This is a genomic window from Paenibacillus arenilitoris (genome assembly GCF_014705655.1).
GTDB classification, from domain to species: domain Bacteria; phylum Bacillota; class Bacilli; order Paenibacillales; family Paenibacillaceae; genus Pristimantibacillus; species Pristimantibacillus arenilitoris.
Window position 1 is genome coordinate 67,171 of the sequence record NZ_JACXIY010000013.1, and the last position, 25,535, is coordinate 92,705.

Annotated in this window: 20 protein-coding genes; 18 read left to right on the top strand and 2 right to left on the bottom strand. The window is 53.3% G+C overall.

Going from position 1 to position 25,535, the window contains the following annotated elements:
• The first annotated feature begins 32 nt into the window (after window positions 1–32).
• The 13 genes from IDH41_RS10345 to IDH41_RS10405 all read left to right on the top strand — a co-directional run bounded on the left by IDH41_RS10345 (window position 33) and on the right by IDH41_RS10405 (window position 19,692).
• Entirely contained in the window at window positions 33–2,879 is a 2,847-nt protein-coding gene (locus IDH41_RS10345) for a glycoside hydrolase family 2 protein (protein WP_190860724.1), read from the top strand.
• 29 nt (window positions 2,880–2,908) lie between these two features.
• The gene (locus tag IDH41_RS10350; RefSeq protein ID WP_190860726.1) at window positions 2,909–3,919 is read left to right on the top strand and encodes a sialidase family protein; all 1,011 of its coding nucleotides are present in this window, start codon (window positions 2,909–2,911) and stop codon (window positions 3,917–3,919) included.
• Between the two features lie 30 nt (window positions 3,920–3,949).
• Complete coding sequence (locus IDH41_RS10355) at window positions 3,950–4,870, top strand: N-acetylneuraminate lyase (protein ID WP_190860728.1); 921 nt, start codon at window positions 3,950–3,952, stop codon at window positions 4,868–4,870.
• A gap of 90 nt (window positions 4,871–4,960) precedes the next feature.
• Window positions 4,961–6,568 (top strand): response regulator transcription factor, encoded by a 1,608-nt coding sequence (locus IDH41_RS10360; protein WP_190860730.1) that lies wholly within the window; start codon window positions 4,961–4,963, stop codon window positions 6,566–6,568.
• Between the two features lie 10 nt (window positions 6,569–6,578).
• Entirely contained in the window at window positions 6,579–9,269 is a 2,691-nt protein-coding gene (locus IDH41_RS10365; protein WP_190860732.1) for a sensor histidine kinase, read from the top strand.
• A gap of 106 nt (window positions 9,270–9,375) precedes the next feature.
• Window positions 9,376–10,260, top strand: coding sequence for an ABC transporter permease (locus tag IDH41_RS10370; RefSeq protein ID WP_317890720.1), 885 nt, complete (start codon window positions 9,376–9,378; stop codon window positions 10,258–10,260).
• A gap of 165 nt (window positions 10,261–10,425) precedes the next feature.
• A complete protein-coding gene (locus IDH41_RS10375) occupies window positions 10,426–11,145 on the top strand; it encodes a carbohydrate ABC transporter permease (RefSeq protein WP_190860733.1) in 720 nt (239 codons plus the stop codon).
• 72 nt (window positions 11,146–11,217) lie between these two features.
• The gene (locus tag IDH41_RS10380) at window positions 11,218–12,882 is read left to right on the top strand and encodes an extracellular solute-binding protein (RefSeq protein ID WP_190860735.1); all 1,665 of its coding nucleotides are present in this window, start codon (window positions 11,218–11,220) and stop codon (window positions 12,880–12,882) included.
• A 110-nt stretch (window positions 12,883–12,992) separates the two neighbouring features.
• Window positions 12,993–13,493 (top strand): YhcH/YjgK/YiaL family protein, encoded by a 501-nt coding sequence (locus IDH41_RS10385; RefSeq protein ID WP_190860737.1) that lies wholly within the window; start codon window positions 12,993–12,995, stop codon window positions 13,491–13,493.
• Window positions 13,486–13,839 carry a sialidase family protein gene (locus IDH41_RS10390; RefSeq protein ID WP_190860739.1) on the top strand — a complete coding sequence of 118 codons (354 nt, stop codon included), beginning with the start codon at window positions 13,486–13,488 and terminating at the stop codon, window positions 13,837–13,839. Before IDH41_RS10385 ends, IDH41_RS10390 begins: the two co-directional genes overlap by 8 nt.
• Entirely contained in the window at window positions 13,836–18,941 is a 5,106-nt protein-coding gene (locus IDH41_RS10395; RefSeq protein WP_190860741.1) for an InlB B-repeat-containing protein, read from the top strand. Before IDH41_RS10390 ends, IDH41_RS10395 begins: the two co-directional genes overlap by 4 nt.
• Window positions 18,942–19,106: 165 nt before the next feature.
• Entirely contained in the window at window positions 19,107–19,397 is a 291-nt protein-coding gene (locus tag IDH41_RS10400) for a type II toxin-antitoxin system Phd/YefM family antitoxin (RefSeq protein ID WP_190860743.1), read from the top strand.
• Window positions 19,375–19,692, top strand: coding sequence for a type II toxin-antitoxin system RelE/ParE family toxin (locus IDH41_RS10405; RefSeq protein WP_190860745.1), 318 nt, complete (start codon window positions 19,375–19,377; stop codon window positions 19,690–19,692). The genes IDH41_RS10400 and IDH41_RS10405 overlap by 23 nt, the downstream gene beginning before the upstream one ends.
• Before the next feature lie 89 nt (window positions 19,693–19,781).
• On the opposite strand, the gene IDH41_RS10410 is transcribed toward IDH41_RS10405, so the two are convergent.
• Complete coding sequence (locus IDH41_RS10410; protein ID WP_190860746.1) at window positions 19,782–20,579, bottom strand: phytanoyl-CoA dioxygenase family protein; 798 nt, start codon at window positions 20,577–20,579, stop codon at window positions 19,782–19,784.
• Between the two features lie 216 nt (window positions 20,580–20,795).
• Between IDH41_RS10410 and IDH41_RS10415 the strand changes: the two genes are divergently transcribed.
• Window positions 20,796–21,503, top strand: coding sequence for a DNA alkylation repair protein (locus IDH41_RS10415; RefSeq protein WP_190860748.1), 708 nt, complete (start codon window positions 20,796–20,798; stop codon window positions 21,501–21,503).
• 290 nt (window positions 21,504–21,793) lie between these two features.
• A complete protein-coding gene (locus tag IDH41_RS10420; RefSeq protein ID WP_190860750.1) occupies window positions 21,794–23,095 on the top strand; it encodes a hypothetical protein in 1,302 nt (433 codons plus the stop codon).
• 20 nt (window positions 23,096–23,115) lie between these two features.
• On the opposite strand, the gene IDH41_RS10425 is transcribed toward IDH41_RS10420, so the two are convergent.
• On the bottom strand, window positions 23,116–23,547 hold the full coding sequence (locus IDH41_RS10425) for an SCO family protein (protein ID WP_317890721.1): 432 nt from the start codon (window positions 23,545–23,547) through the stop codon (window positions 23,116–23,118).
• A 208-nt stretch (window positions 23,548–23,755) separates the two neighbouring features.
• Here IDH41_RS10425 and IDH41_RS10430 point away from each other — a divergent pair, with 208 nt between their 5' ends.
• From IDH41_RS10430 to IDH41_RS10440, 3 genes are read left to right on the top strand one after another with little or no spacing between them, the layout of a single operon-like run.
• Window positions 23,756–24,280, top strand: coding sequence for a redoxin domain-containing protein (locus IDH41_RS10430; protein ID WP_223829618.1), 525 nt, complete (start codon window positions 23,756–23,758; stop codon window positions 24,278–24,280).
• Window positions 24,273–24,605: a hypothetical protein gene (locus IDH41_RS10435; RefSeq protein ID WP_190860756.1), complete on the top strand. Its 333-nt coding sequence runs from the start codon at window positions 24,273–24,275 to the stop codon at window positions 24,603–24,605. The genes IDH41_RS10430 and IDH41_RS10435 overlap by 8 nt, the downstream gene beginning before the upstream one ends.
• Window positions 24,599–25,534, top strand: a complete 936-nt coding sequence (locus IDH41_RS10440) for a sensor histidine kinase (protein WP_317890730.1) — start codon at window positions 24,599–24,601, stop codon at window positions 25,532–25,534. The genes IDH41_RS10435 and IDH41_RS10440 overlap by 7 nt, the downstream gene beginning before the upstream one ends.
• The last annotated feature ends 1 nt before the right edge of the window (window position 25,535 follow it).

The following is a 25,535-nucleotide window of genomic DNA, read 5'->3' on the forward strand; positions in this document are numbered from 1 at the left end:
CGCCAGCTACATCCAAGGAGGATTTGGACAGCATGGAAACTATAAAGACCTCGGAAGTTCGGTCTGAATTATCGTTAAACGGAAAATGGAGCTTCACGCTGGATGCGGAGGAGCGATTGGCCGGCGATGCCGTGTCGCCCGCGCAATTGGACTCGCACATCGAGGTGCCGGGCTCTTGGGAGGAGCAAGGCTTCGGCGAACCTTCGAAGCATGATCCGATAGGCACATGGAAAAAGCTGCGGGAGTATGTAGGAGTCGGCTGGTATTCGAAGGAAATTATGGTGCCGGAGCATTTGTCAGGCCAAAGCTATCGGTTGATCTTATTGGGCGTACGCTGGAAGTCGCAGGTGTGGCTGGACGGTCAACCGGTTGGCGAGCATGACAGTCTGGTAAGCGAGCATTCTTTTGACCTGACCCCGAACATCAAGCCGGGCCAGAAGCAAATGATAACGGTCCGGCTTGACAACCGAATGATATTGCCGCTGGCGGAGAGCCATATTCATTCCTACCATACTGCCACGATGTGGGGAGGCATCACCGGAGGAGCGCGCATTGAAGTATTGCCTTTAAGTCGCATTGAAAGCGTATACCTCTTGCCGGACGCCCGTGACAAAACCGTCGCTGTCGACATGGCCTTCACGCTGACTGCGCCGGAAAGCGAAGCGGCTTCGAGCTATGCGGCGACGGTGGAGATTCGGGATGCCGAAGGAAATTTGGTTTCTTTGAAAGCGGTTCCGATTCAGAGGGCAAGCGAAGCCGAAGCCGACGGGTCGGCGGCGGTGAGTTTGGATTTGGGAGCGGAGGCTGTAAGCTGGTCCGACAGAAATCCGTACTTATATGACGCGATCATTCGGCTGCAGCGGGAAGGGACGACTGTGGATGAACGGCGGCACCGTTTCGGATTGCGAACGATCGAGACCAAGGGCAAACGAATCCTTCTGAACGGGAGTCCGGTCTACATGCGCGGTTACGTCGACTGCTGCATCTTCCCGCAAACCGGCTACCCCGTATGGAGCGAGGAGCACTACCGCCGCCAATTCCAAATCGCGAAGTCGTACGGGTTCAACCACGTTCGCCTTCATGGCTGGACGGCGCCTGCTCCCTTCTGGCGGGCGGCCGACTCGGAAGGGATGCTGGTGCAGGCGGAATTGCCTCATTGGTCCAACTGGTACAATCCGCGCGAAGGCAAGCAGCCGGAAGGCGTTCACGAGTTTTTTCAGCGGGAGCTTGCGCGAATCATCCGCACGTTAAACGAGCATCCGTCCTTCGTGATGCTGTCGCTCGGCAACGAGCTGGTGGACGGACAGGGTCATCCCGGCTTGAACGAGATGGTTAACGCGGCCAGAGAGCTGGATGCGTCCCGATTATATTCCGATAATACGGGCTTTGGCGATTTGCCTGCGCTGGACAGGGAAGGCGATTATTATATCCCTACGCTGAACTGGCATACCCCGCACAGCATTGATTACGCTGCTTCTCCCGACTCTTATGAGGATTACGAAGCGGTGGCGGGGCTGTCGGATGTTCCGGTGATCGCGCATGAGCACGGGCAATTCACGATGTATGTCCGGCCCTCCGAGGAGAGCAAATATACCGGCGTTTTGCGGCCGAACTGGCTGCGGACGACGATGGAAACGCTGGAATCGAAGCAAATGGTCGATCGGATTTCGGAATTCGGCGATGCGAGCGGAACGCTGCTTGTTCGTTCCTTGAAGGAAACGATGGAGAGGATTCGCCGTACGCCGAGCCTTAGCGGCATCCAATTGCTCGACATCCGCGACTTCCCCGGACAAGGTCATGCGACAACCGGAATTTTGGACGTGTTCTGGGACTCGAAAGGGTTGATCGAACCGGAGCAGTTCCGCTCCTTCAACGATGCGACCGTTCTCGTGATGCGAGCGCCGGGTCGCACGTTCCATGCAGGCGAGACGCTGGACGTCCTGCTGGAATGCTCGCACTACGGCTCGGAGCCGATTCGCGAAGGCGTCCTGCATTGGGAATTGACGTCCGGCGGCAAATCGCACGGAAGCGGGACGATCACGGGTCTGCAGGCGGAGCCGGGAAGCCTGGGGCTGATCGGCAAGCTGCCGCTCTCCGTCCATTCGGATTGCGCGCTTGCGCTGGAGCTGCGGACAACGCTTACGTGGGGAGATCAGCAGGTATTCAACAGCTGGGAGTTTTGGGTGTATCCGCGCCCTCGCTTGCTGGCGGAGCCGGGCCGCATATGGACGAACATACAAGCGTTGAAGCCCGCCCTGCCGGGCTCGGTATTCAAACACGATATCGGCGTTGACTGGCTGAGTTACCGGGAAGAGAAGGATATCGATCTGGCTATTACGGATCAATTGTCGCGTTACGTTCTGCAATATGTGCTCGATGGAGGCAGCGCCTGGCTGATGGCGAAGCCGGGAAGGCTGCACGACGAGGTGGAGACGAAGTTTTTGCCGATCTTCTGGAACTACTTGTGGTTCCCGGTGCAAGGCGGCACGACGATGGGCATGGTGATTCATGATCATCCGCTCATGTCCCGGTTCCCCCATGACGGAAAGTCCAATTGGCAGTGGTTCCATCTGGTCGACGGCATCCCTGCGATCGGACTGGACGCGCTGCCGAAGGTGCGCCCGATCGTCGAGGTCGTGGACAACTTCAATCGGGCCAAGAAGCTGGCTTATGCCTTCGAAGTCCGTATCGGCAAAGGGAAGCTGTTCGTTTCATCCTTCCGGCTCAGCGAAGGTTACGATTCCAAGAGACCGGAAGCGGCCCATCTGTTCCGGCAGACAGTCCAATACTTGCGCAGCGAGCAGTTTAATCCCGAGGTTCAGCTTAGCGTCGGCGAGTTGATCGGTCTGTTCAAGCTGAAAAATAGACCTGGAAATTAAAGCGAGACGATAGAGAGGATAGAGCGAATATGATTCAAAAATTTCCTGTAAGCCGGGACGATAATTGGTACGAGGCATGGCCGGACCTGGCGCTGACTATATCCGGCAAACTTGTATGCGTATTCTCGCAATGCACGCATCATGGAAATCGTTCGCAGACGCGCATTATGATCACGGAGAGCACGGATCGCGGGCGGACATGGGGAAACAAGCGGCCGTTGACCGAGTTGACGAACGGAGATCCTCATTGGAACTGCGCCCGCATCTCCCGGCTTCGCGACGGACGGCTCGTCATTGTGGCGGATCAGGTCGCGAAGGGTTATACGGAAGGCGGCATTAATTATATGTGGATCGGCGATGCCGAAGGCACGCATTGGTCGGAGCCTATCGCGACGCCGCTTACGGGCATCGTCCCCGACCAGCTGATCGAGCTTCCGTCCGGCCGTTGGCTGCTCTCCGCGCACTATAACGGGCAGTGGCTCCGGTACTCCGACAACCAAGGGATCGATTGGTCGGAGCCGGTGCTCATTGCGGACGATCCCGGCCTGAAGCTGTGCGAGGTCAGTATTCTTCCGCTGGATGACGGCACGCTTGTCGCTTTTTTGCGGGAAAATTCAGGCGAGGGCTGGGATTGCTACAAAGCGATTTCCTATGACCAGGGAGAAAGCTGGAGCGGGCTCTATCGGATGCCGCTTCCGGGATGCCACCGTCCCATCGCCGGCTTGCTGCAGAGCGGGCAGATTCTCATTACCTACCGGTTTATGCAAGGCGGAAAGGGCTGGCTCGGAAAGTGGACGCAAAACTTTTTTGCGGCCATTACCGATCAGGAATCCGCCAAGGCATTGGAGAGGCGGGAGCAGTGGACGCGGATCATGCCGATCGATTTCGATCGCAGTCCGGTCGCCGATCTCGGTTATTCCGGCTGGGTGCAGTTTGATGACGGAGAAATCTACGTCGTGCAGTATATCGTAGATGACGCGCCAATGGGGCAAATACGCGGATACAGCCTGCGCGAAGAAGATTTTATGCTGGAAAGCTGAAGAAGTATGACACCCAGGGAGGCAATTGCAATGGACAAAATAATCGATCAACATTCTAAATTCCGCGGAATCTATACCGCTCTCGTGACGCCGATGAATGAGAACGGCGCCATTGATCATGATTCGCTCGTATCGCTTGTCGAGCATCAAATCGGGCAGGGCGTCAAGGGCTTCTACGTGGGAGGAAGCACCGGAGAAGGGTTTATTATTACGAGCGAGGAGCGCCGTCAAGTGCTGGAGACGGTCGTTCGGGCCGCAGCGGGACGCGTTACGATTATTGCGCATGTCGGCTGCATCAGCACGATGGAATCGATCGAGCTGGCGCGGCATGCCGAGCTTCAAGGCGTCGATGCGGTGTCGGCGGTCGTGCCGTTCTATTATAAAGTGTCGATGAAGGAGATCCGCGAGCATTATGAAGCGATTATGGAAGCCGTGTCGCTGCCGATGCTCATCTATCACTTCCCTGGAGCGACCGGCGTCAGTCTGTCCATGGACTTCTATGAGCAGATGAGCCGCAACCCGCAGTGTCTCGGCGTCAAGTTTACATCGCTCAATCTGTTCGAAATGCAGCAAATCCGCGAGAAATGCGGCAGCGAATTTTTGATCTATAACGGACATGACGAGGTGTATCTCGGCGGCGCCTATGCGGGAGCGGACGGAGCGATCGGCAGCACGTTCAACATGATGCCGAGCCTGTTCGTGCAAATGTACGATTTGATCACGTCGGAGGAACGGACGGACATGCCGCTCTTGCAAGAGCTGCAAGGGAAGGCGAACGGGGTGATCGCGCATATGCTCGGGTTTGACGTAATCCCTTATGAGAAACAGATGCTGCATCTTCAAGGCGTCATTCGGACGCCGGCTGTCCGGCAGCCGCTCAAGCAGTTCACCGAGGAAGAGCGGGAGCGGATCAAGGCGTTCTATACGGAGAGTCAAGTTCTTCAGGGGTAGCCGAGCGGCAATCGCGAGCGGAAAGCAAAAATCGGATTTCCTGGTGGAGGCGCGCAGGAGGAAGTCGCGCCTCCGGGAGGTGAAGAGGAATTGTATAAATTGTTGATCGTGGAAGACGAAGAAATTTTCCGAAACGTGCTTCCGGTCATTGTCGATTGGAAGGCGATCGGATTCGAAGTCGCGGGAGTTTGCGAGAACGGCGGCAAGGCGCTTGAGTTTCTGGAACGGACGGAAGTCGATGCGATTCTGGCGGATATCCGAATGCCCGTAATCAATGGTCTCGAGCTGGCGATGGAGACGAAAAGCCGATATCCCAAAACGAAGATCACGCTGTTCAGCGCGTTTAACGAGTTCGACTACGCCAAGCAAGGGATCGAATGCGGTGTCGACGGTTATATTTTGAAATCGGAAGGAGAAGACGAGATTGTTCGTCATTTCACTAAGCTGAAGCTGGTTTTGGATCAAGAAAATCAGATGCGGATGACGGACGAAGCGTTCTGGATGAAGCGGGAAAGCCGGTTTAAAGAAATGCTGAAAGCTTATTCCGACACCGAAAATAAGAAAGCGCTTACAAATTTGGTGAACCGCTTATTTGCGAATAGGCCGGATTTGCGCCTCAGCCTTTTTCAATTGGACGAATACAGGCACTTGGTTTTTTCTTCCGGTGCGGACCGGGTAGAGAGCATTCAAGCGTTAATTCGCGGCTATTTGTATCAACATATCGAAGGACAAGGCAAAGGTTCGGTCATCCCGTTCCAGGAGTTGTTCTGCGTCGTATGGAGCGTGCCTGAAGCGGAGTTTGTGCCGGCTGTCATGGAATTGTACGGGGATCTGAAGGAAGAGCTGTGGAATAACAAAGAAAACGACGAAGAATGCCTTGCATTATCTTGCATTTACGGCGATCGGAAGGACGACGCGCATAACCTGTGCCATTCGTTTGTCCAGTTAAGATCGTCCATCTGCCTGCACAAGGCGTATATCGGAGACTGCATCCTTCACGAGAGCGAACTCGGGCAAGGCGGCAAGCTGAGCCTTCCATTCTCCGAACAAGACAAGCGGATGAAGGAAATCATCCCTCTGATCAATGGCAAGACATACGCACATGTCATGGACTATTTTGAAGCATTGAAAAATCAATGGATAGCCGCGAAGTATACGGATATCGACTCGATTGCGGCTTTTGCCGTGAAGCTGGTGTTCGCTCTGGACAAGGAACTGGCGGAACGAGGGAAAAGATCCGAGTCGCTTTCCGAGAAATCCAACGGTTTGATTAAGGAAATCGGTTATTGCGAGACGATCGCGATGGTGTTCAGCAAGCTCGAAGCGTATGTGACGGAGGCATTTGCAGAGCTGAACGAGGAGACCCCATTGCGAAACAGCAGGGTAGTGGATGAAGCGATTGCCTATATAAGGCAGCATTATGCCGAGCCCATCAGCCTGGAGCAATTGGCCAAGTATGTAAACGTCCATCCGGTGCATCTGTCCAGACTGTTCAGCAAGGATATCGGAAAGACGTTCAAGCAAGTGCTCATCGAGGTTCGTATTGAAGAAGCCAAAAAACATCTCAAGGGCATCCATTATCGCATATATGAGATTTCGAACCTGGTCGGCTATGAGAAGCCGCGTTATTTCAGCGAGCTGTTTAGAAGTATGACAGGACTTACCCCTTTGGAATACAGAGAAAAATGTAAAGGATAGCCGATCGCCTATGGGAGTCAAATCTCTGGAAAAAAAGATTCTTTTATTCGGACTTTTGTTTTCAATAATCTCGATCACGATTACAACGTTCACCTGTTATTGGGTCACGAACCGGTTTATTTTGTTTCAATTTGAACGCGTGAATGAAATCGCGACGGGCGCAGCCGTCGAAAAGGCCAATACGTATTTAGGCGAAATTGCCGATATTGTCAGCTTGTCGATGAAGAACGAGTATTTCGACCGGATGATTCATTTGGATGAAACCGATCCCTATACGCTCGTCAAAGATCAGAAGGATTATGAGGCGTATCTGAACAATCTGATTCTCAGCAACGATAAGGTCGACGCCGTGCTGGTTGTGGACCAGCAGAAGCAAATTTTTATTCATGCCAGCAATACGGTCGGACAGGACTACAGCAAATACAAATCCGCCGATTTTTATGCCAACCTGAAAAAACCTCATCTCCTGAGCGAGGATAGCCAGTTTTTACTCGATCGCTACATAACAGGGAGCTACGAAAGGCTCGCGGTCATCAGTCCGATATTGGAGTCCGATGCCGATGAGATTGACGCGTACCTGATTGTCGTATTGAGCCAAAAGCTGATCGAGGAGATGCAGTTTGCCGGGAACGGCATTTTTATTACCGATCTTGCGGGGAACTCGGCGGAAATTTCCTACAATCCGGCCGAAGGAGAAATGAGGGAACAACAATACTCCTTCAAAAACCCGTTGAACTATGAGGGCTGGACCATTACCAATACGTTCACATTTGACAAGCTTCAAGGGTCGATTCGCAACAATTTGGTTATCAATGTGCTCATTGGTTTATTTTGCCTGTCATTATCGCTTCTTGTGCTTGCGATAGCAGGCAAAAAAATCGTCAAGCCTATTCAGAGCATGGAAGCTCAGATCGGCAAGCTGAATCACCGCGATATTGAGAATAAGCCAATCGTCCTGTCCAAGAGGAGAATCGGTTTCAAATTAACGCTGCTCATTTTATATTCCGGCATCGTAACGGTCCCGGTTGTGCTTATTACAGGCAGCTCTTATATATCCGCCAAGCAAACGGTAGAAAACAAGGTCGGGTCCGTGTTCGAATACAGCGCGCAAATTCTCCATCAGCAGATGCAGTTCGTGTATCACAACTATCGGATGCTGATCATCGAGACTTCCTCGGTCAACGATAATGTGCAGAAGCTGCTGGATGTGAGCGACACGACCGGCGACGTCGATCAAGAAATTCGGGATGAGATGAACGACATTATTCTTTCCCGAAATCTGTTTGACAAAGGAATATCCAATATTACTCTTTACGACGCCAATAGGCGGCTGGTGTACTCCTCTACGTATGGACGCTCGTTTATGATGCGCCCGGATGCGCAATCCGATCTCGATTATGTGAAAAATAACTTTAGCGTGTTTTTATGGCGCAGCTACGCGGATTCCCCGTTTAACAAGAAGAGCATCCGCGTCGGGATGCAAATCCGGGGCGTTGCGGACGGGATTGAAGCGGGCAAGCTGCTCGGCTTTATTTTGATCGACTTCAACGGCGAAGAGATTGTGAAGATGCTGGACGCCTTTCTCAAATATAGCGATTTGGAGCTATATCTCGTAGACCGTTCCGGACAAGATATATTCAGCGATCTGGACCGAAGCGATAGGAAAAGCTTGCCGGCAGTACTCGCTGACCACAAGATATCCTTGGATCAGCATGAACGGGTCGTGTTCCGGGATAGCCGAAATAACTATTTGATGATTTCCAAATCCTTTGAGGAAAACCAATGGAGACTGGTATTTCTATTGAAAAATTTCAACGAGAACGGCTCCCTCCTTGTGTACAGCATTGTGGTGCTGTTCGGACTTCTTATTTTGAGCTATGGATTTTCGTACGGCTTCTCCTCCATTCTTCTTCTGAATGTTTCGGCCTTGCTGAGAACCGTCAGATCGGTGAAGAGAGGGAACCTTCAAATTCGCTTCAAGAGCAGCACGGTAGACGAGATCTATGAACTCGGCCATAGTTTTAACGAAATGCTGGAGCGGATCGACCTGCTTATTGAAGAGAAATACATTTCGGAACTGAAAGCGAAGGAATATGAATTGTATTTGCTGCAATCCCAAATCAATCCGCACTTTCTATACAACACACTCAAAACCGCGCAATATATGGCCTTTGCCAAAGATCCCAGGACGGAGAAAATGATCAAGCTGCTCATCGCCTTGTTTAAATCGAGCATTACGCGCGGCGAAAAAACAGTGGCGATTCGCGATGAAATCGCGCATGTCCAAACGTACGTGGAAATTCAGCAAATGCGGTTTGGGAGCAAGATCCATGCCGTATATGACGTAAGCGACGACATCATGGAGCTTCCGGTGTTGAAATTGACGCTTCAGCCCATTGTGGAAAATGCGATCTATCACGGTCTGGAAGTTACGGAACGCGGCGGAACGATCCATATCGCCGTGCGCAAAGCAAGCGAGCGTCTGCTGGTCATTACGATCCGCGATGATGGCGCCGGCATGCCGGAGGACAGGCTGAAGGAAATCAAGAGGAGGCTGGATGGGAAAGCGGCGGGAGAAAGCATCGGGATCATCAATGTGCATGAACGAATCCGCTTGTTCTTTGGCAATGAGTACGGAATTACGATTGACAGCGAACGGGGCAGGGGTACTACGGTCACGATTCATTATCCGGTTAAATAAGCAAAACAAATGCTAAGTTAGGGGCATGTTGCCCTTTATGAAAACGCTTTACAATAAAGACATCACATAAGCCACACAACAAAAAGGAGAAAAGAAGGAGAAAAACGTGAAGCAAATCGCCAAATACAAGTACTTTTATTTCATGCTGATCCCTGTGCTCATTTGGTACGCCATTTTCTGTTATGTTCCGATGTACGGAGTCGTGATGGCCTTTCAAGACTTTACGATGAGCAAGGGATTTTTCCACAGTCCGTTTGTCGGCTTGAAGCATTTCGAAGCGTTATTTGCGGAAGAAGATTTCTGGAGAGCGTTCTGGAACACGATCATTATTGCGCTTTATCGTCTGGTTACGGCGTTTCCCATTCCGATCATGATTGCATTGCTTCTGAATGAAGTCCGGCATTTGAAATTCCGAAAGAGCGTTCAAACGATTATTTATTTGCCGCATTTTATTTCGTGGGTCATTGTCGCTTCCATCTTTATCACGTTCTTCAATCCGGAGTCGGGACTGATTGCCGCCATTTTCAAAGACAATGCGCAGGATATATTGACTAACCCGGAATTATTTAGGCATGTACTGATCTCTACGGATCTCTGGAAGGAAGCGGGCTTCGGCACGGTTATCTACATTGCGGCAATGGCGGGGATCAGCTCGGAGCAATACGAGGCCGCGACGATTGACGGCGCCGGAAGATGGGCGCTTGTCAGGCACGTGACCCTGCCAGGCATCAGCGGCGTCATCCTGATCATGTTTATCCTTACGATCGGTAAAATCCTGGGCTGGGGCTTTGACCAGGTGTATAACTTCTACAATCCATTGGTCTACTCCACCGGCGACATTCTGGATACCTACATTTTCAGAACCGCCCTGAGCGACAGCAAATTCAGCTTTGCAGCGGCTGCCGGTATCTTGAAATCGCTCATTTGCGTCGTACTGCTTGTCGGTGCTAACCGAATGGCCAAGGCGATGGGGCGAGAAGGCATTTACTAACGCGGGAGGATGTAAGACGTGTCTATACAAAAAAGATTTTCAATGGCGGATATTTTCATCTATCTCATGCTCGCTGTGGGGTCGTTACTTATACTCATCCCTTTATGGAGAATTCTAGTTATCTCGTTTTCTTCGCAAGAGGTGTATTTAACGGATACCTATAACTTGATTCCAAAGAGCTTCAGTCTTACCGAGTACAAGAGAGCGTTCGGCAACATCGGAGGGATTGCAAACGCCTTATTCAAAACCGTGCAAATTACGGCGCTGGGAACGGCCCTCAGCATGATCCTTACCAGTCTCGGCGCTTACGCGCTGTCCAAATCTGACCTGCCGGGCAGAAACATCATTTTCCGTTTTTTGATCTTCACGATGTTCTTTAGCGGCGGATTGGTTCCCTTCTACGTGCTGGTAAGAAACCTGAATTTGATCGATACGATCTGGGCGCTGGTGCTGCCTACAGCCGTCTCGACCTATAACCTGATCATTATGAAAAACTATTTTTCCAGTCTCCCTCCGAGTCTGGAAGAGGCGGCAAAGATCGACGGCTATAACGACATTCAAATTTTGTTTAAGATCATTATTCCGATCTCCGCGCCGGTGTTTGCCGCAGTCAGCTTGTTTTACGGCGTCGCGCTATGGAATGACTACTTCCTGGCCACGTTGTTCATTAATTCCAATGATAGGTTCCCGCTTCAGGTCATATTGCGGCAGATGATTATTCAGGACATGGTGACGGCGGAGGTTGGCATATCGACTACGGGATCGAATATGGAGCAGTTCAAAATGGCCTGTATCGTAATCGGCATGGTCCCTGTGCTCCTCATTTATCCGTTCGTACAGAAGTACTTTACCAAAGGAATTATGCTCGGCGCGGTAAAGGAATAGCGGTAATCCTCCACCAGGTGGGTTATAGATACATTGTTGTTGAAGCATGTACTTTGAAGGGAGAGTCGGAAATTGAAAAAACAGAAAATGATGACGATGTTGTTAATGTCCGCACTGCTTGCCGGTACCGTCTTGAGCGGATGCGCGCAAAAGCAGGAGCCGGCCAATGGCGGAGACAGCTCGAAAAATTCGAACACGAGCACCCCGGCCGCTTCGAACGAAGCGGAGTCAAGCGAACCGGTGACGATCAAATGGGTGCGCGCGGCTAACGAGCAGGATCCGGAAAAGGACCGTATCCTGCTGGAGCTGCAAAAAAGAACGAACACGAAAATCGAAATCATCAGCATTCCGAATGACCAATTTGCCAACAAAGTCAGCCTCATGATCGCATCGGGGGAAGACTTTGACCTCGCGACGGTTGATGCCGGCAAGGCCATGATCGAATGGGCCAAAAATGATTTGATTTATCCGTACGATGAGTTTTTGGAAAGCGGCAACTATCCTCACCTCAAGGCCGTGATCAACGCGGACGTTTACAAGGGCTTTAGAATCGACGGCAAAGCGTATTTCAAGCCGCTCGGTCTTGCTCCGATGCAGTGGGGATGGATTATCCGCCAAGACTGGCTGGATAACCTGGGGCTTAAGATGCCGACGACGATCGAGGAATTTTACAATGTCATCAAAGCCTTCAAAGAAGAGGATCCGGACAAGAACGGCAAAGACGATACCTACGGTATTTATACAAGGGCAAGCGGCATGTCCGATCCTTCCATCAGTCAGCTTGGACAATTTATTAACAGAGCCTATGTGGTTGCCGGACGGACAGACAACTGGGTAACGATGCCGGACGGAAGCATTACCCGCTTCGAAGCTTCTCCATATGCGAAGGAATCCGCCGCATTCTTCAAGAAGCTGGTCGATGAAAATCTTATTAACAAGGATTGGCTCAGCCTGAAGCCGGACGGCGCCCAAGGACCGGAATCCGATGATTTCGGCGCTGGAAAATACGGCATCGCGGTAACCTCCAAGCCCGACTTGTTTGTACAGAAGGCGCAGTCCGTCAATCCTGATGCCAAGATTGCGTATCTTCCACCGCTTCAAGGCGAGAACGGCACTCCCGCCAACTCGGGGCATTCCGGCGGCTTCTGGAGAGGAACGGTCATACCGAAGACCTCCAAAAACCCCGAGAAGGTGCTGGAGCTCATCGAATATACGCATACGAAGGAAGGCAGAGAGCTCACGCTGTTCGGTATAGAAGGAACCCACTTCACCGATGTGAAAGAGGAGAATGGCAACCGAATTTATACGATCAATGAAGAGGAAATGTCCAAGGATTGGGATACGAACAAAAACGGTTTCTTGTATCCGCTGTCCTGGGGCGCGATGAACTATTTCGAATACGGCTACATTCCGATTGAAGAAAACAACTTCAACTACGACGAAGCTTTCACGAACCTGCAGCCTTGGATTACGACGGATATGGCGAAAGGCTCCTTCCCGGACTGGTTTGCCATCAACTCCAAGTATTCTATCGCTCCGCCGTTAATGAACGTATTTGACGACAATCTTCTTGGCGATCAGGGCAAGCTGAGATCCGCGTATGGAGAAGGCTGGCTCAAGGCGATCATGAGCAAAGATTTTGACAAGGATTGGAATGAACTGCAGCAGAAGTGGCTTGCAGCAGGCGGTCAAGATATTATCGCTTATGGTCAGGAATATTATAAAACGCATCAATAAGCCGGTTCATAGAACATGACGAAAAGAGGCTGTCCCTTAGGCGGAAAATATGGACCTGGGGACAGCTCTTTTCTATGAATGCTAATCGACCAGCAGGGGAGGCAGTCCGTTTGATCGTTGATACGATCCGGAATTGGGAGCGCAACAAAAGCCAATATGGGGAGGCGGTGCAACAGGCATTGGCGTTTATTCAAACATTGAATACCGACGAAATGCCGTCGACCGTCGAGATCGTAGGAAGCCAGATGTATGTTATGAAACAAACGCCGACGACGGAGAGATTTGACAAGCGGCCGTCCGAAGTCCATGCGCTTCACGCCGATATCCATATCGTCCTGGAGGGGGAGGAGTGGCAGGCGTTCGCGCCAGCCTCGAATCGCAATCAGCCGGTATTGGACCGGCTTGAAGACAGCGATTACGCTTTGTTTGATCATGTTGAAGATGAAACGGTCATTAAGCTCGGACCAGGGGCATTCACCGTCTATTGGCCGGGGGAGTACCATCGTCCGAATTGCAGTCCGGAGGGCGGTACGGCCTTAGTAAAGCTGGTTGTCAAAATTCATAGCGACCGGATAGGCGACATTAGAAAAAAGGAGGAAGACCATGCGTAAATTCAACAAGTTCATCGGCTTGTTTGTAGGCATATGCATGCTTATTACTCATTTTTATGCTTTTTCGCCGGCGAAAGCCGAAGCAGCCCCAAACTCGGATCAAGTGGAGGTCAGCACCGATTTGTTTGCCCAAAAAACGACAATCAACGGCCGGTACTACGAAATATTTCGAATACCGGGAATTATCGTTACGCATGACGGGACGCTGATCGCCTACTGTGAAGCAAGGACGACAACCTCGGACTGGGCGGATATTGATATTCTGATGATGAGAAGCACGGATAACGGGCAGACGTGGAGCGCTCCGGTAAAGCTTGTTGAAGCGTATCAACCGGGAACACGATGAATAATCCGGTCATGATCGCGGAGAAGGACGCGAATACGGTGCATTTGCTGTACAGCAAGGAATACGCGGAAACCTTCCATTTGAAGAGCACCGACGGCGGCGCGACATGGACGAATCCGCTCGATCCGCAATCCAGCGAACCGGAAAACATCACGGACGTCTTCCGTGAATCCGAGTATGAGTGGAGAGTTGTTGCAGTCGGCCCTGGCCACGGCATCCAGCTTGAGAACGGGCGGCTTCTGGCTGCTGTCTGGATGGCGAATGGAGGAGCGGCGCAGCCTACCGCTCATAGCCCTTCGGTCGTTTCGTCGGTTTATAGCGACAACCTCGGCGAAACATGGCATATGGGCGAGATTATTGCGGCGGACAGCCCTGAGCTGTCCAACCCGAACGAGTCGGCGCTGGTGGAGCTGTCGGATGGGCGCGTCATGATTAATATGCGAAATAACGACTCCGGCAATCGTAGAGCGGTTTCGGTCAGCGCGAATGGGATTAGCGGGTGGTCGACGCCGGTGTTCGACGAGGAGCTGGTTGATCCGTTATGCTTCGGCAGCATCGTCCGTTATGACGAAAACCGCATTCTGTTCGTGAATGCCAATAGCGAGACGGCAAGGGAGCATCTGACGCTGCGAATGAGCGAGGACAATGGGCAGACTTGGGCCTATTCTAGGCTGCTGCAGCTCGGAGGAGCGGCTTATTCCGATATTGCCGTAGGTCCGGATAAGTCGATTTACGTTTTTTATGAGCGGGACCCTTATAAATTTCTGACTGTGAAAAAGTTTGATCTGGAGTGGCTTACCTCTCCGCCGCCGATGGCGCAGCTGAACGATATCGAAATACCTGGAGCCGATTTTGCACCGACCTTCATCAGCGAAGTTTACGACTATGACGTAAGGGTTGATGCAACCGCTTCCACGATTTCGGTTACTCCTGTCGCTTACCCGAACAGCAATCCGGAGATTACGATTAACGGAGAGCCTGCCCGAAGCGGAGAAGTGTTCGAAGTCGAGATTCCCGGGGAGTCCGCAGAAATTCGGATTTCGGTTACGGCAAATGAGCAGACCAATACGTACACGCTGCATCCCGTCAAGAAACGGCTTGTAACCAATTGGAAATTTGAAAAGTCGGATGCCGGCAAATTGCGCGATTCGTCCGGATTCGGCAATGAGGCGGTTACAACCTTCAGGGGCATTGCATTCGAACAAGGCTATATCGGCAAAGCGCTGAAGTTTGATGATTTGCCGACCGGTCAAACGACTCAGGAGAGGGAGCTATTGGACGTCCCGGGCATTGATGCGACGAAGTTCGGGACAGGGGATTTTGCCGTATCCGCTTGGATCAATGCCGATGATGTAATCGGCGGACAGCATATCCTCTTCTGGTACGGACGAAATACAAGCGACATTAGCCAGTGGTGGGTACGTATAAAGCCGAATGCGGCTGCGGGAAGGGCGAATCTTGAGTTCTCGAACGGCAATAAACCCGGTGGCGTCGGCGTCGAGATTAATGCGGGAACGACAGACGCTCCTATTCAGGCCGGAGTGTGGCATCATATCGTCGTTCAAAGAAAAAACGGCATTATGGAAATCTATGTAGACGGCGTTCGGAAGGTCAGGAAAGGCTCGACTCCAGTAAATATATCCAGAGGCCCCGAGACGAACTTATATGTCGGCAGAGCAAAGTCAGGAGATCGCGGCTGGCTGGGCAAGATGGATGAAATCCGTATGTACAATTACGGGCTAAGCCAGGCGGAGATACAGACTTTGAGCGGAATGCCGTCTGTCGATACGACAGCGCTGGAAGCGAAGATGGGAGAGGCCAAGGCGTTAAATGCCAATGATTATCCTGCCGAAGCGTGGGCTAATCTGCAGGCGGTCTTGACGGCTGCCGACGTCTTATTGGACAGCGAGGCCATGACGCAAGCAAACGTCAATCACGCCGAGGGGGAGTTGCAGGCGGCTATTTCGGAGCTGGAGCCCGGCTATCCGGTGACAGTCCGGGTTTCTCCTGAAGAAGGGGGAAGCGTGGCCGGCGATATCGGTTATTCGGAGCAGGGCGACAGCGTAACGTTAACCGCTGCGGCTAATACGGATTACCGATTCGTTAATTGGACGAAGGATGGGGTGGAAGTGGGCGCGAATCCAACCTATACCTTTACGATGGGGGCGCAAGCCGTCAATCTGACCGCAAATTTTGAAATGACGATTACCCGTACCGTTGCGGTTTCCGCCAATCCCGCTAACGGAGGACGTGTAACCGGAGGCGGGGAATACGTGCAGGGGAGCAGCGTAACGGTAAGCGCCGAAGCCGAAGCCGGTTATCAATTCGTGAACTGGACACAGAGCGGGACGGCTGTCAGCGACAATCCGAACTATACCTTTGTAGTGGGCGCCGAGGATGTCGAGCTAACTGCGCATTATGTCAAGCAGCAGCTTGTTGCGAACTGGAAGTTTGAAAGACCGGGCGACAGCGGGATCCATGATTCGTCGGGACGGGGGAATGACAGCGCGGTCATTAACGGCGCCGCTATTTCGACGGGGTATATCGGCAAATCTATCGCATTCAGCGATTCTTCTCATTATATCGATGTTACCGGATCGGACGATGGCGGCATGCGGTTCGGTACGGGCGACTTTACGGTGACGGCTTGGGTGCAGGCGAATCAGCTGGACGGGCAAAGATTTTTGTTCTGGTACGGAGAGCTTGCAGCTCCCGTCAGCCAATGGTGGGCCCGAACGTCGGGAACTGCCGTACAATTCAGTACAGGCTTTAGCGGCACGGAAACGATTGTATGGACGGCTAACGATGCGATTAAGCAGAATGAATGGACGCATCTTGCCTTCCAGAGAAAAGAGAATCAGCTGTATATTTATGTGAATGGAGAAGAAATCGTCAACAAGGCTTCGCTGCCTCTTCATGTGTCGGGCGGTTCGAATACGCTGCGAATCGGAAAGGCGAGGAGCGGCGCCGACCGTCCTTGGAACGGAAAAATCGATGAAGTGCGTCTATATAATTATGGGCTGGACGCCGAGGACATTCGGGCGCTGGCATCGCAGACGTCCGTCGATACTTCCTTGCTCGATGCGGCGCTGATAGAGGCTGGATTATTGAATGAAGCGGACTATTCCCCGCAGAGCTGGGCGGCCTTACAAATGGCCGTTACGGCGGCGGAGGCCGAACTGGACGACGATGCGTTAACGCAAGAAGGGATCGATGAGGCGTTAGCCGGTTTGCAAGCGGGGATGGCGGCACTGGTCGCTGTTTATCCCGTTGATGTTACGGCCAGTCCGGCTCATGGAGGAACAGTAGGCGGGGCGGGAAGCTATGCCGAGGGCGACAGCGTAGAGGTAACTGCCGCGGCCAACCCGGGATATCGTTTTGTAAGTTGGACGATAGACGGCGCCGAGGCAGGCACTGGAGCATCCTATACGTTTACGATGGGGACGGAAGCCGTTCATCTGGTTGCGGGCTTTGCCGCAGTAAGCGGCGGCTCAGGCGACGGTACGCCTCCGGTTGCCCCGCCGCCATCTGACGAGAACGGGGTAACGGAACAAAGGATGGAAGCGGTCATTCACGATCTTGCAAATGCAGCTTCAGACGCCGATGCCAAGAGCGGGTTGACAGCGGCTATTGCGATTGTGACCGAACTGGGCAAAGCGGCCGAAAGCGCAGCGACGACAGCCGACAAGGCGGCAGCGGCGGCAGATGCGGCAAGGCTTGTAGGTGCGGCCGCCTTTGCGATAGATAAGATAGAAGACCCGAAAGAAGCTTTGAACAAGACAGTCGGCATCATTCAAAGCGCCTCGGCAGTCATCCGCCATGCGGAAGCGGCAGGGATAAGCGGCCAAGCCGTATCCGCCTCGTTATGGCGTGCGGCCGACAAGGCAATGGCGAAATGGTCTGCCGAACCTGTCCAACCGGTTGTTGCCGAAGGCAAGTCAAGTGCGGTTATTGACGATCATACGGCAGCGGCGCTTGTCGCCCGAATGGGTGACATTCGGCATGCCGCCGATCAATTGAACAAAGAGCTTGGGGCAGCGGGGGCTGATGCTCAGGTAGATGCCGTTCTTGTCATCAAGGCTGCTGGCTTGGCCGATGTGAAAGAAGCGGAAACGCGGCTGCCGGCGCACCTGATCGCACAAGCATCGGATCATGCGATCGGCAAAATCGTCATTGATACAGGAATCGCTAAGGTCGCAGTCGTGCCGGAGACTATTGTGGCCAAGGACGATGAGGCGGTAGCTCTTACCGTAACAAAGGCGGATGCGTCGGAACTTTCTGCCGAGGTTCAAGCGGCTGCGGGCAGCAGCTCCGTATATGATTTCAAACTGGTTATCGGAGACGCGGAGATCAGCCGTTTCGGCCAGCCGCTTGACATTGCGCTGCCGTACACGCTGAAGCCGGGCGAGAACCCGAATAAAATGACGGTATTGTACATCAATGATAGCGGCGAGCTTGAGAATATGGCGGGCGTCTACGATGAAGCGACCGGCTGGATCAGCTTCAAGACTTCGCACTTCAGTTACTATGACGCCATGGAGAACGATAAAACTTTCGCCGATCTCGGTAAAGTCGGCTGGGCACGAGACGCGATCGAGACACTGGCTGCAAGAGGAATCATCGACGGGACTGGAAAAAATGCCTTCGAGCCGTCTGGCTACGTGACAAGAGCCCAATTCGCGGCTCTGCTTGTGAGAGCCTTCCAGCTGATGGATAACGATGCCGTTAGCAGCTTCAACGATGTATCGGAAAGCGACTGGTTCTATGAAGAGGTCGCCTCGGCTGTCCAAGCGGAGCTTATCGAAGGCAGCGGAGAAGGCTCTTTCAACCCGAACGGGTATATTACGCGCCAAGATATGTCCGTCATGATTGGCAGGGCGCTGATCAAGCTTAAAGGAAAGTCGCTTCCGGCCGAAACGAATCCATTTCTTGAAAAGTATGCGGATGCATCGCAAATTTCCGATTATGCGAAGAATCTCGCAGCCTTGAGCGTCAAATATGCCATTCTGGAAGGAAGAAGCGCAACCGGCTTTGCTCCGAAGAGCTTATCGACCAGAGCCGAGGCTGCCGTGATCATAGCGAGATTATTAGAGTTAAGGTAATCGAATCCATGGCCGCGATGGTACGCTCATCGCGGTAAAGGACCACTGTGCTGGAGTCGGCTTTGTCGGATTATTCCCATCGCAGGGGAAGGCGGAAGTCATTGAATGCATAGCACAAAATGGGTATAATAAAACTAAAATATAGCTATGCAAGGAGCGGGTAGGATGTTAATCAAGCCATCGGCCAGCATTCGGCAAAACTATAATGATATCGCAGATTTATGCAAAACCACCGGTGAACCGGTCTATTTGACCAAAAATGGTGAAGGAGATCTCGTAGTGATGGACATTGAAGCATTCTCTCGCCGCGAGAAGATGCTGAAGCTGCGTGAAGATCTGTTGGCTGTTCAAGAGGATCGCTTGGCGGGACGCGCAGGCGTAACGCCGGACGAACTGGATACGTATTTGGATAGCATTATTGATGAGGCTGAACATGGAAAGAACACCTCGATATAAGGTAATCGTTTCTGATCGGGCCCGCCAGATGCTCGCCAGTCATATACGTTTTCTGGCCGAGAAGAGTCCCGATGCCGCGCGTAGCACGAAAAACGAATTGCTTCAAGCGATACGTTCATTGGCGCTGATGCCGGAACGCTATCCTTTTCTGGATGCGGAGTTTATACCTCCAAACAAATATCACAAGATGTTTGTGGAGAAGTGGTATCTGGTGTTGTATCAGATTCAAGATGAAATGGTGTATGTGGATCACATCGTAGACTGCAGACAAGATTATCGCTGGCTGGTACGATAACAGGAGATATATTGGCGGAAATAGCAAAGAGGGGCGACGAGCCCCTCTTTTTTTTATGATGAATGAATGACGGTATTCCGTTCGCCCCTCTATGCCAGCAGAGGGAACATCGGTCCGCGGAACGGTTCGCCGGCGGCCAAATTTTGTCCGTCGCTGACGACATGCGGCTTGCCGTTGTAGATGGTGCCGTCGGGCATGAAGATGATGGCGAGTACCCGGCGCGGGCGGTCCGTTTGGTTGGCATGGGCATAATGGAACGTCAGCCCGTCATGGAAGGTGCAGCTTCCCGCTTTCATGCGCACCACGACGGCGGTGTTGCGGTCGGTCTGTCCTTTGGTCTCATCGAACAGGTCGTGCGGCTCCAGGAAATCGACGCTTTTCAAGTTTTTCAGCTTTTGCGATTTCGGAATGAACATCATGCAGCCGTTGTTCTCGTCCACGTCATCGAGCGTCAGCCACAGCGACAGGGCGCCGGAGTCCTTCATCGGCCAATAAGGGAAGTCCTGATGCCAAGGCGTCGGCTTGGAATCCTGCGGCATTTTGTACAAGGCGTGGTCATGGAACAAGCGCATGCCGGAAGCGCCGGTCAATTGTCGGGCCAGCCCGGCGAAGCGCTCCGACAACGAGAATTTGCCCATGCCGCCATGATCGCGCCACGTATTTACCCGCTGATTAAGCACTTTGTAGTAGGCGCCGCCGGCTTTATCCGTCTGAACGGCGTTGCTGCCGGCCGCTCCCATCGTTTCATCCAAATATTCGCGCAGCTCCGCCAGCTCCTCCGGCGTAATGACATCGTCAAGCTGGACGAAGCCGTTTTCCCGGTAATAGCGGATTTGCTGCTCCGTTGCTTGCAGCTGCCTGGCGTTCAGTACATTAACGGTATTCATCATTTCAACGCTCCTTCTCTTGAATGAGGAATGACACTTCCTACTTACAAGAATAAGGCGAGGGGATGGCGTTTTCTTGGACGATTCGCGCGAAAATATAGCCGATATGCCAAAGGCTTGGCTTTCAAAGCCGTTTGGGATACGATGATGGTGCAACAGAAGCAAGCGCTCGTTATCGACGATCAAACTAAAATTTAAAAACGGAAGTGATAGACGATGAACGCAGAAACGGTGATGCAGGAGCTTGAGGCGCTCGGCAAGGAGCGGCTCAAAAAGATGTACATATCCAATGGCGCGCACGAACCGCTGTTTGGCGCGGCTACAGGCGCGATGAAGCCGCTCGCGAAGAAAATCAAAATCAATCAGCCTTTGGCCGAGCAGCTTTACGCCACGGGAAATTACGACGCCATGTATTTTGCCGGCATCATTGCGGATCCGAAAGCGATGACGGAAGCGGATTTCGATCGCTGGATGGATTCGGCTTATTTTTATATGCTGTCCGACTTTGTAGTGGCGGTGACGTTGGCCGAAACCGATATCGCGCAAGAGGTTTCCGATAAATGGATCGAAAGCGGCGAAGAGCTGAGAATGTCGGCGGGCTGGAGCTGCTACTGCTGGCTGCTCGGCAGCCGGCCGGATGTTGAGTTCTCCGAAAGCAAAATCGCCAATATGCTCGAGATGGTCGAAAGGACGATTCACGGTGCTCCGGAACGGGCGAAATCCGCCATGAATAATTTTGTGTACACGGTGGCGGTGTCCTATTTGCCGCTTCACGATAAAGCGGTCGTGACCGCAAAGGCAATGGGCCCGGTGGAGCTCAAACGGGACAAAGGAAAGAGCAAATGGCTGCTCGCTTCCGAAACTATTCAAAAGGCCGTGGACAAAGGGCAGATCGGCTTCAAACGCAACTACGTAAGGTGCTAAATCAGCCGATTTGGAACGTTCGGCTGACGGCAGGGCAGCAAGGCTTGGAATCCGGCGCCGCTTCGAGAATGGCCGCATAGCTCTAAGGGGCTATTTAAATAAGGGGCCATTTCAGTGAAAATAGTAGAGAATGTCCAAGCCAAGAGGAGATTGCCTCGCTTGCCGCCTGGCTGCCGGAGCAGAGCGGCAGGAAGCGGAAGAATGAGCAAGCCGGGAGCGCGGCCGTATGCGGAATGGCTCGCCGCCGGCGAAGCGCGATCGGATAGTTCAAGTAGAAAGTAGGTTCGAGCATGTTGCATTATAAAGGGCCGGCAAAGATCGTCATCTGTATGCTGCCGGTTATAGCGGTCGTCTGTACGCTGTTGTTGGACGGCTGGGCGGAGGGCGCTTCCGACCACGAGCATCTGCATGCGGCTGCGGAGATCGAGTGGGCTGCGCTATTGGATACGCTGAAGGGAATCGCCGCGTCCGGGGCGGTCATGCTCCTTGGCGGCATAGGCCTGTTTACCTCATTCATCTGGCCCGGGAGCGGAGCGGGCGAAGCGCCTGCCGGCGTCGTTAGGCTCGAGCGCTGGGCTGCGGCGGTCATGCTGATCACGATCATCCTGTCCGATACGACCGGTTCATCGGCTCCCCTCAAGATGGGAGCCGCCGCCGTATGGCTGCTGTTCGCGCTGTACCAGCGCCCTCGTCCCCTGGCGGCAGGCGTCATTAAGGGAGCTTGCGCGCTTGCGCTGTTGGCGCTCTTTCACTTGGAAGGGGCCAATACGTCATTGTCCGCCGCAGCGGGCGCGTTCTCGGGCGTGCTGCTTGCAGTGTCCGCTTCGGTATGGCTTGGCGGCGGCCTATCATTGTACGTGGCGCTGCCTTCCCTCGAGGAGCAGGGCGAAACGATAAACCGGCTGTTCTCGCGATTTGCGAAGGCTTCCCGTCTTGCGCTGGGGGGAGCGGTCGTTTCGTCGATCGCGGATCTGGCGCTGCGATTATTCGCTGCTGCCGGACAAGCGGATCCATTAACCCGGGCGCTGCTTCCGCTGAAGCTGCTGTTTCTGGCGGGAATTGCCTGGCTCGCGTTCAGCGGCCTCAGGCGGTGGCGAAGCGGCGGAGACGATAGATGGGCCATCCGATTATTTCGCTTCCGGCAGCGGCTGCGCTTTGCGTTAAGTCTTACGGCGATCGCCGTTGTGATCGCCGCGTGTACGCCTTCGCCTCTCGGCTCCGTCCTGCGCATCCCGCAAGAGCCGGTTTATTGGCATGTGATGGGAACCGAGGCGCACATGTCGCTACGGCTTAACCAGAACCGGGGGAACGAAGCCGGCCAGCGGATTCGCCTGGACGTATGGCTGCCCGGCGGAATGGGAGAGCCGGCCATGGTCGAGGTTGCCTTGCAGCATGGCGACAGCCGGATTGCGGTACCCGTAGCCTTCAAGTCGGGCGGGCCGGATCCGTACGGATTCGAAGGGTTCGATAAATATTCTTACGAAGCCGCGGGCGTCTATATAAGCGAGCAAGGCGAATGGCGCATGACGGTTGAAGTAACCGACGGGGAGCGGAACCGGCATTCGTACGAGAAGACGGAGGTTATCGAATAAATGCAGGACGGCAGCGCATGTTATGAATTGCGCTGCCGCTCCTTGAGCAGGTCGTCAATTTCCTTCAAGATGATTTCATTGTCCATATCTTCGCCCATGCGATAAATATTGCGGACCCGCTGCTGTCGGTCGATGAGCAGCAAGGAGGTGACGGAATGAGCGAACAAGCCGTCTTCCAGCTTGGCAATGGACAGGTTGTAGCCGGAGGCCAGCTTGCCTACTTCCTCTTCCGTTCCTCTAAGCAGCGTCCAGCCGTTCTGATCGACTCCCATTCTGTCGGCGTACTGCCGAAGCACTTCCGGCGTATCGTTATCCGGATCGAAGCTGATCGATACGAATTCGACGTCCTTGCCGAATACTCCCCGTTCGCGGAGCGAATCCTGCAGCAGCACCATATTGGCCGTAGTTGCCGGGCATATGTCCGGGCAGCGGGTGAAAATAAAAGAAACCACTTGGATAACGCTTCCTATTTTAGACGATACTCGTTCCATCTAGCTATGACTCTTTGTAGCTATAGGGCGATGCGCGCCCGAGCGCATAAGGAATGATCAATAGCTACAAAGAGTCATAGGATAGAACTTGCGGTATTGTTACAATTAATAAGAAATGCTGGAGAAGTCCTTTTCCGGGAGGAAAGGGTTCGAAACGAGGTGTGTGCAATTGAACAATCCTTTTCGTAAAATATGGTTTCAATCGCTGCTGTTAATCGTTCTGGCGGGAGCCGTTCTGTACGCTCTGTTTCAGCAGGAAGCCACGAAGGAGTCCGGCGCGATGCCCGGCGGCCGCGCTCCGTCGTTCGAGCTTGAGGATGTGCAGGGCGGCAAGCTCCGGCTTGCCGATTATGAAGGGAAGGGCCTTGCGCTTAACTTCTGGGCGTCCTGGTGCAATCCGTGCGTCAACGAGCTTCCGCTTCTCAACGAAGCCTACAAGCTGGCCGGCTTTGAAATGATCGCGATCAACGTCGGGGAAGACGCGGAGGCGGCGCAGAAGTTTGTCGACCGCTACGAGCTGGCGTTTCCGATCGCGCTGGACAAGGAGCAGCAGGTCAAGAAGCGGTACCGAGTCGTCGGTCTTCCGTTAACGGTGCTGATCGATCCGCAGGGGGCAGTGATAGAGAGGCATGAGGGAGAATTGAAGGATATGGCCGATATATTACGCTTGATGGAGCGATTGAAGGATGAATAATGCGAGCAAGCGCAAGATAGGGATTGCGAGCGGTCTCCTGATCGCGATGGTGCTGCTGCTGTTTGTCATTCCTTGGCCGTTCCGGCCACCGGCGGATACCCGCCTCATTCTGGACCATACGGAAGAAGTGTATATTGCTCCCCCATGCTTCGAGCAGGCGGGAGCAACCAACTATTTGACGGAGAGCACCTGGTCCAAAGCGAAGGCCAGCGGGTACAGACCGGAGTCGGCTTGCACCTCGGACAGGCTGAAGCCCGTTCCCGTCTCGTTGTGGAACTGGATCCGGGAGCGTACGGGAGTGCTTCCGTCCCCGTGGTCATGGTAGCCGCCGGAAGGGACGGAAGCAAGTCCGGCTTGCCGCAAGCGGCGGTCTTGTCCGCTTCCGTGTACGATGAACGCTATACGACTGCAAGAGAGGGGACCGCGAGAATGACTTACAAGCAAATCAAATGGCTCATCCTGACCATACCGACTTTGACGATCGGGGTATGGGAATATGTGCGGCATGAATTTCTGCTGCCCTATATATCCATGGAGCTCGGCAATTGGCTGGCTCCCGTATTTGTGCTGATTGTTTCCTTGTTGTTCCTGACCCAGCTGTTCACCATGATCGAACATAATCAGGAGGAGCTTAACCGGGCGAAGGCTCTGCATGCCGTATTGGAGGAGCGGGAGAAGATCGCGCGCGAGCTTCATGACGGCATTGCCCAGTCGCTGTTCTTTCTTAACGCCCAATTGACGAACCTGGAGAAGAACAAGTCGTCGGACGGCGGGGCGCTGCAGAAGCTGAAAGAAAGCGTGCATCGCACCAATGACTACGTAAGACAGGCCATCGCGAGTTTGCGGCATGCCGCAGACGCCGGCTCGATCCCGTGGCTGCAAAGCGTCGACAGTCTGATCGCGGAGCTGCGTCACGAGACGAGGATGAATTTCGAGACGACATGGTCCATTCCCGAAGCGGCGCTGTCGTCCAAGGAAAAGGTGGAATTGCTGGCGATTATCCGGGAAGCGCTGCTTAATATTCATAAACATGCGGATGCGGAGCATGTTCGACTGGAGACGATGACGGCCGGGAGCGGATGGACATGCCGGATCGTCGATGACGGCAAAGGCTTTAATCCCGAAGAGGTGTCGGACGGCAGACGCTACGGGCTGAAGATGATGCAGGATCGCGCCCGAATGATGTCCTGGCGGTTCGATATTTCCCGGACGGGCGGAGAGACGATAGTCGAGGTTCGGAAAGGAGAGAGCTGAC

Coding starts and splice junctions, on each gene's coding strand:
- IDH41_RS10440 (WP_317890730.1), top strand. CDS start 24,599: ATGGTAGCCGCCGGAAGGGACGGAAGCAAGTCCGGCTTGCCGCAAGCG.
- IDH41_RS10365 (WP_190860732.1), top strand. CDS start 6,579: ATGGGAGTCAAATCTCTGGAAAAAAAGATTCTTTTATTCGGACTTTTG.
- IDH41_RS10415 (WP_190860748.1), top strand. CDS start 20,796: ATGAACGCAGAAACGGTGATGCAGGAGCTTGAGGCGCTCGGCAAGGAG.
- IDH41_RS10350 (WP_190860726.1), top strand. CDS start 2,909: ATGATTCAAAAATTTCCTGTAAGCCGGGACGATAATTGGTACGAGGCA.
- IDH41_RS10400 (WP_190860743.1), top strand. CDS start 19,107: ATGTTAATCAAGCCATCGGCCAGCATTCGGCAAAACTATAATGATATC.
- IDH41_RS10390 (WP_190860739.1), top strand. CDS start 13,486: ATGCGTAAATTCAACAAGTTCATCGGCTTGTTTGTAGGCATATGCATG.
- IDH41_RS10420 (WP_190860750.1), top strand. CDS start 21,794: ATGTTGCATTATAAAGGGCCGGCAAAGATCGTCATCTGTATGCTGCCG.
- IDH41_RS10395 (WP_190860741.1), top strand. CDS start 13,836: ATGAATAATCCGGTCATGATCGCGGAGAAGGACGCGAATACGGTGCAT.
- IDH41_RS10410 (WP_190860746.1), bottom strand. CDS start 20,579: ATGAATACCGTTAATGTACTGAACGCCAGGCAGCTGCAAGCAACGGAG.
- IDH41_RS10405 (WP_190860745.1), top strand. CDS start 19,375: ATGGAAAGAACACCTCGATATAAGGTAATCGTTTCTGATCGGGCCCGC.
- IDH41_RS10345 (WP_190860724.1), top strand. CDS start 33: ATGGAAACTATAAAGACCTCGGAAGTTCGGTCTGAATTATCGTTAAAC.
- IDH41_RS10355 (WP_190860728.1), top strand. CDS start 3,950: ATGGACAAAATAATCGATCAACATTCTAAATTCCGCGGAATCTATACC.
- IDH41_RS10435 (WP_190860756.1), top strand. CDS start 24,273: ATGAATAATGCGAGCAAGCGCAAGATAGGGATTGCGAGCGGTCTCCTG.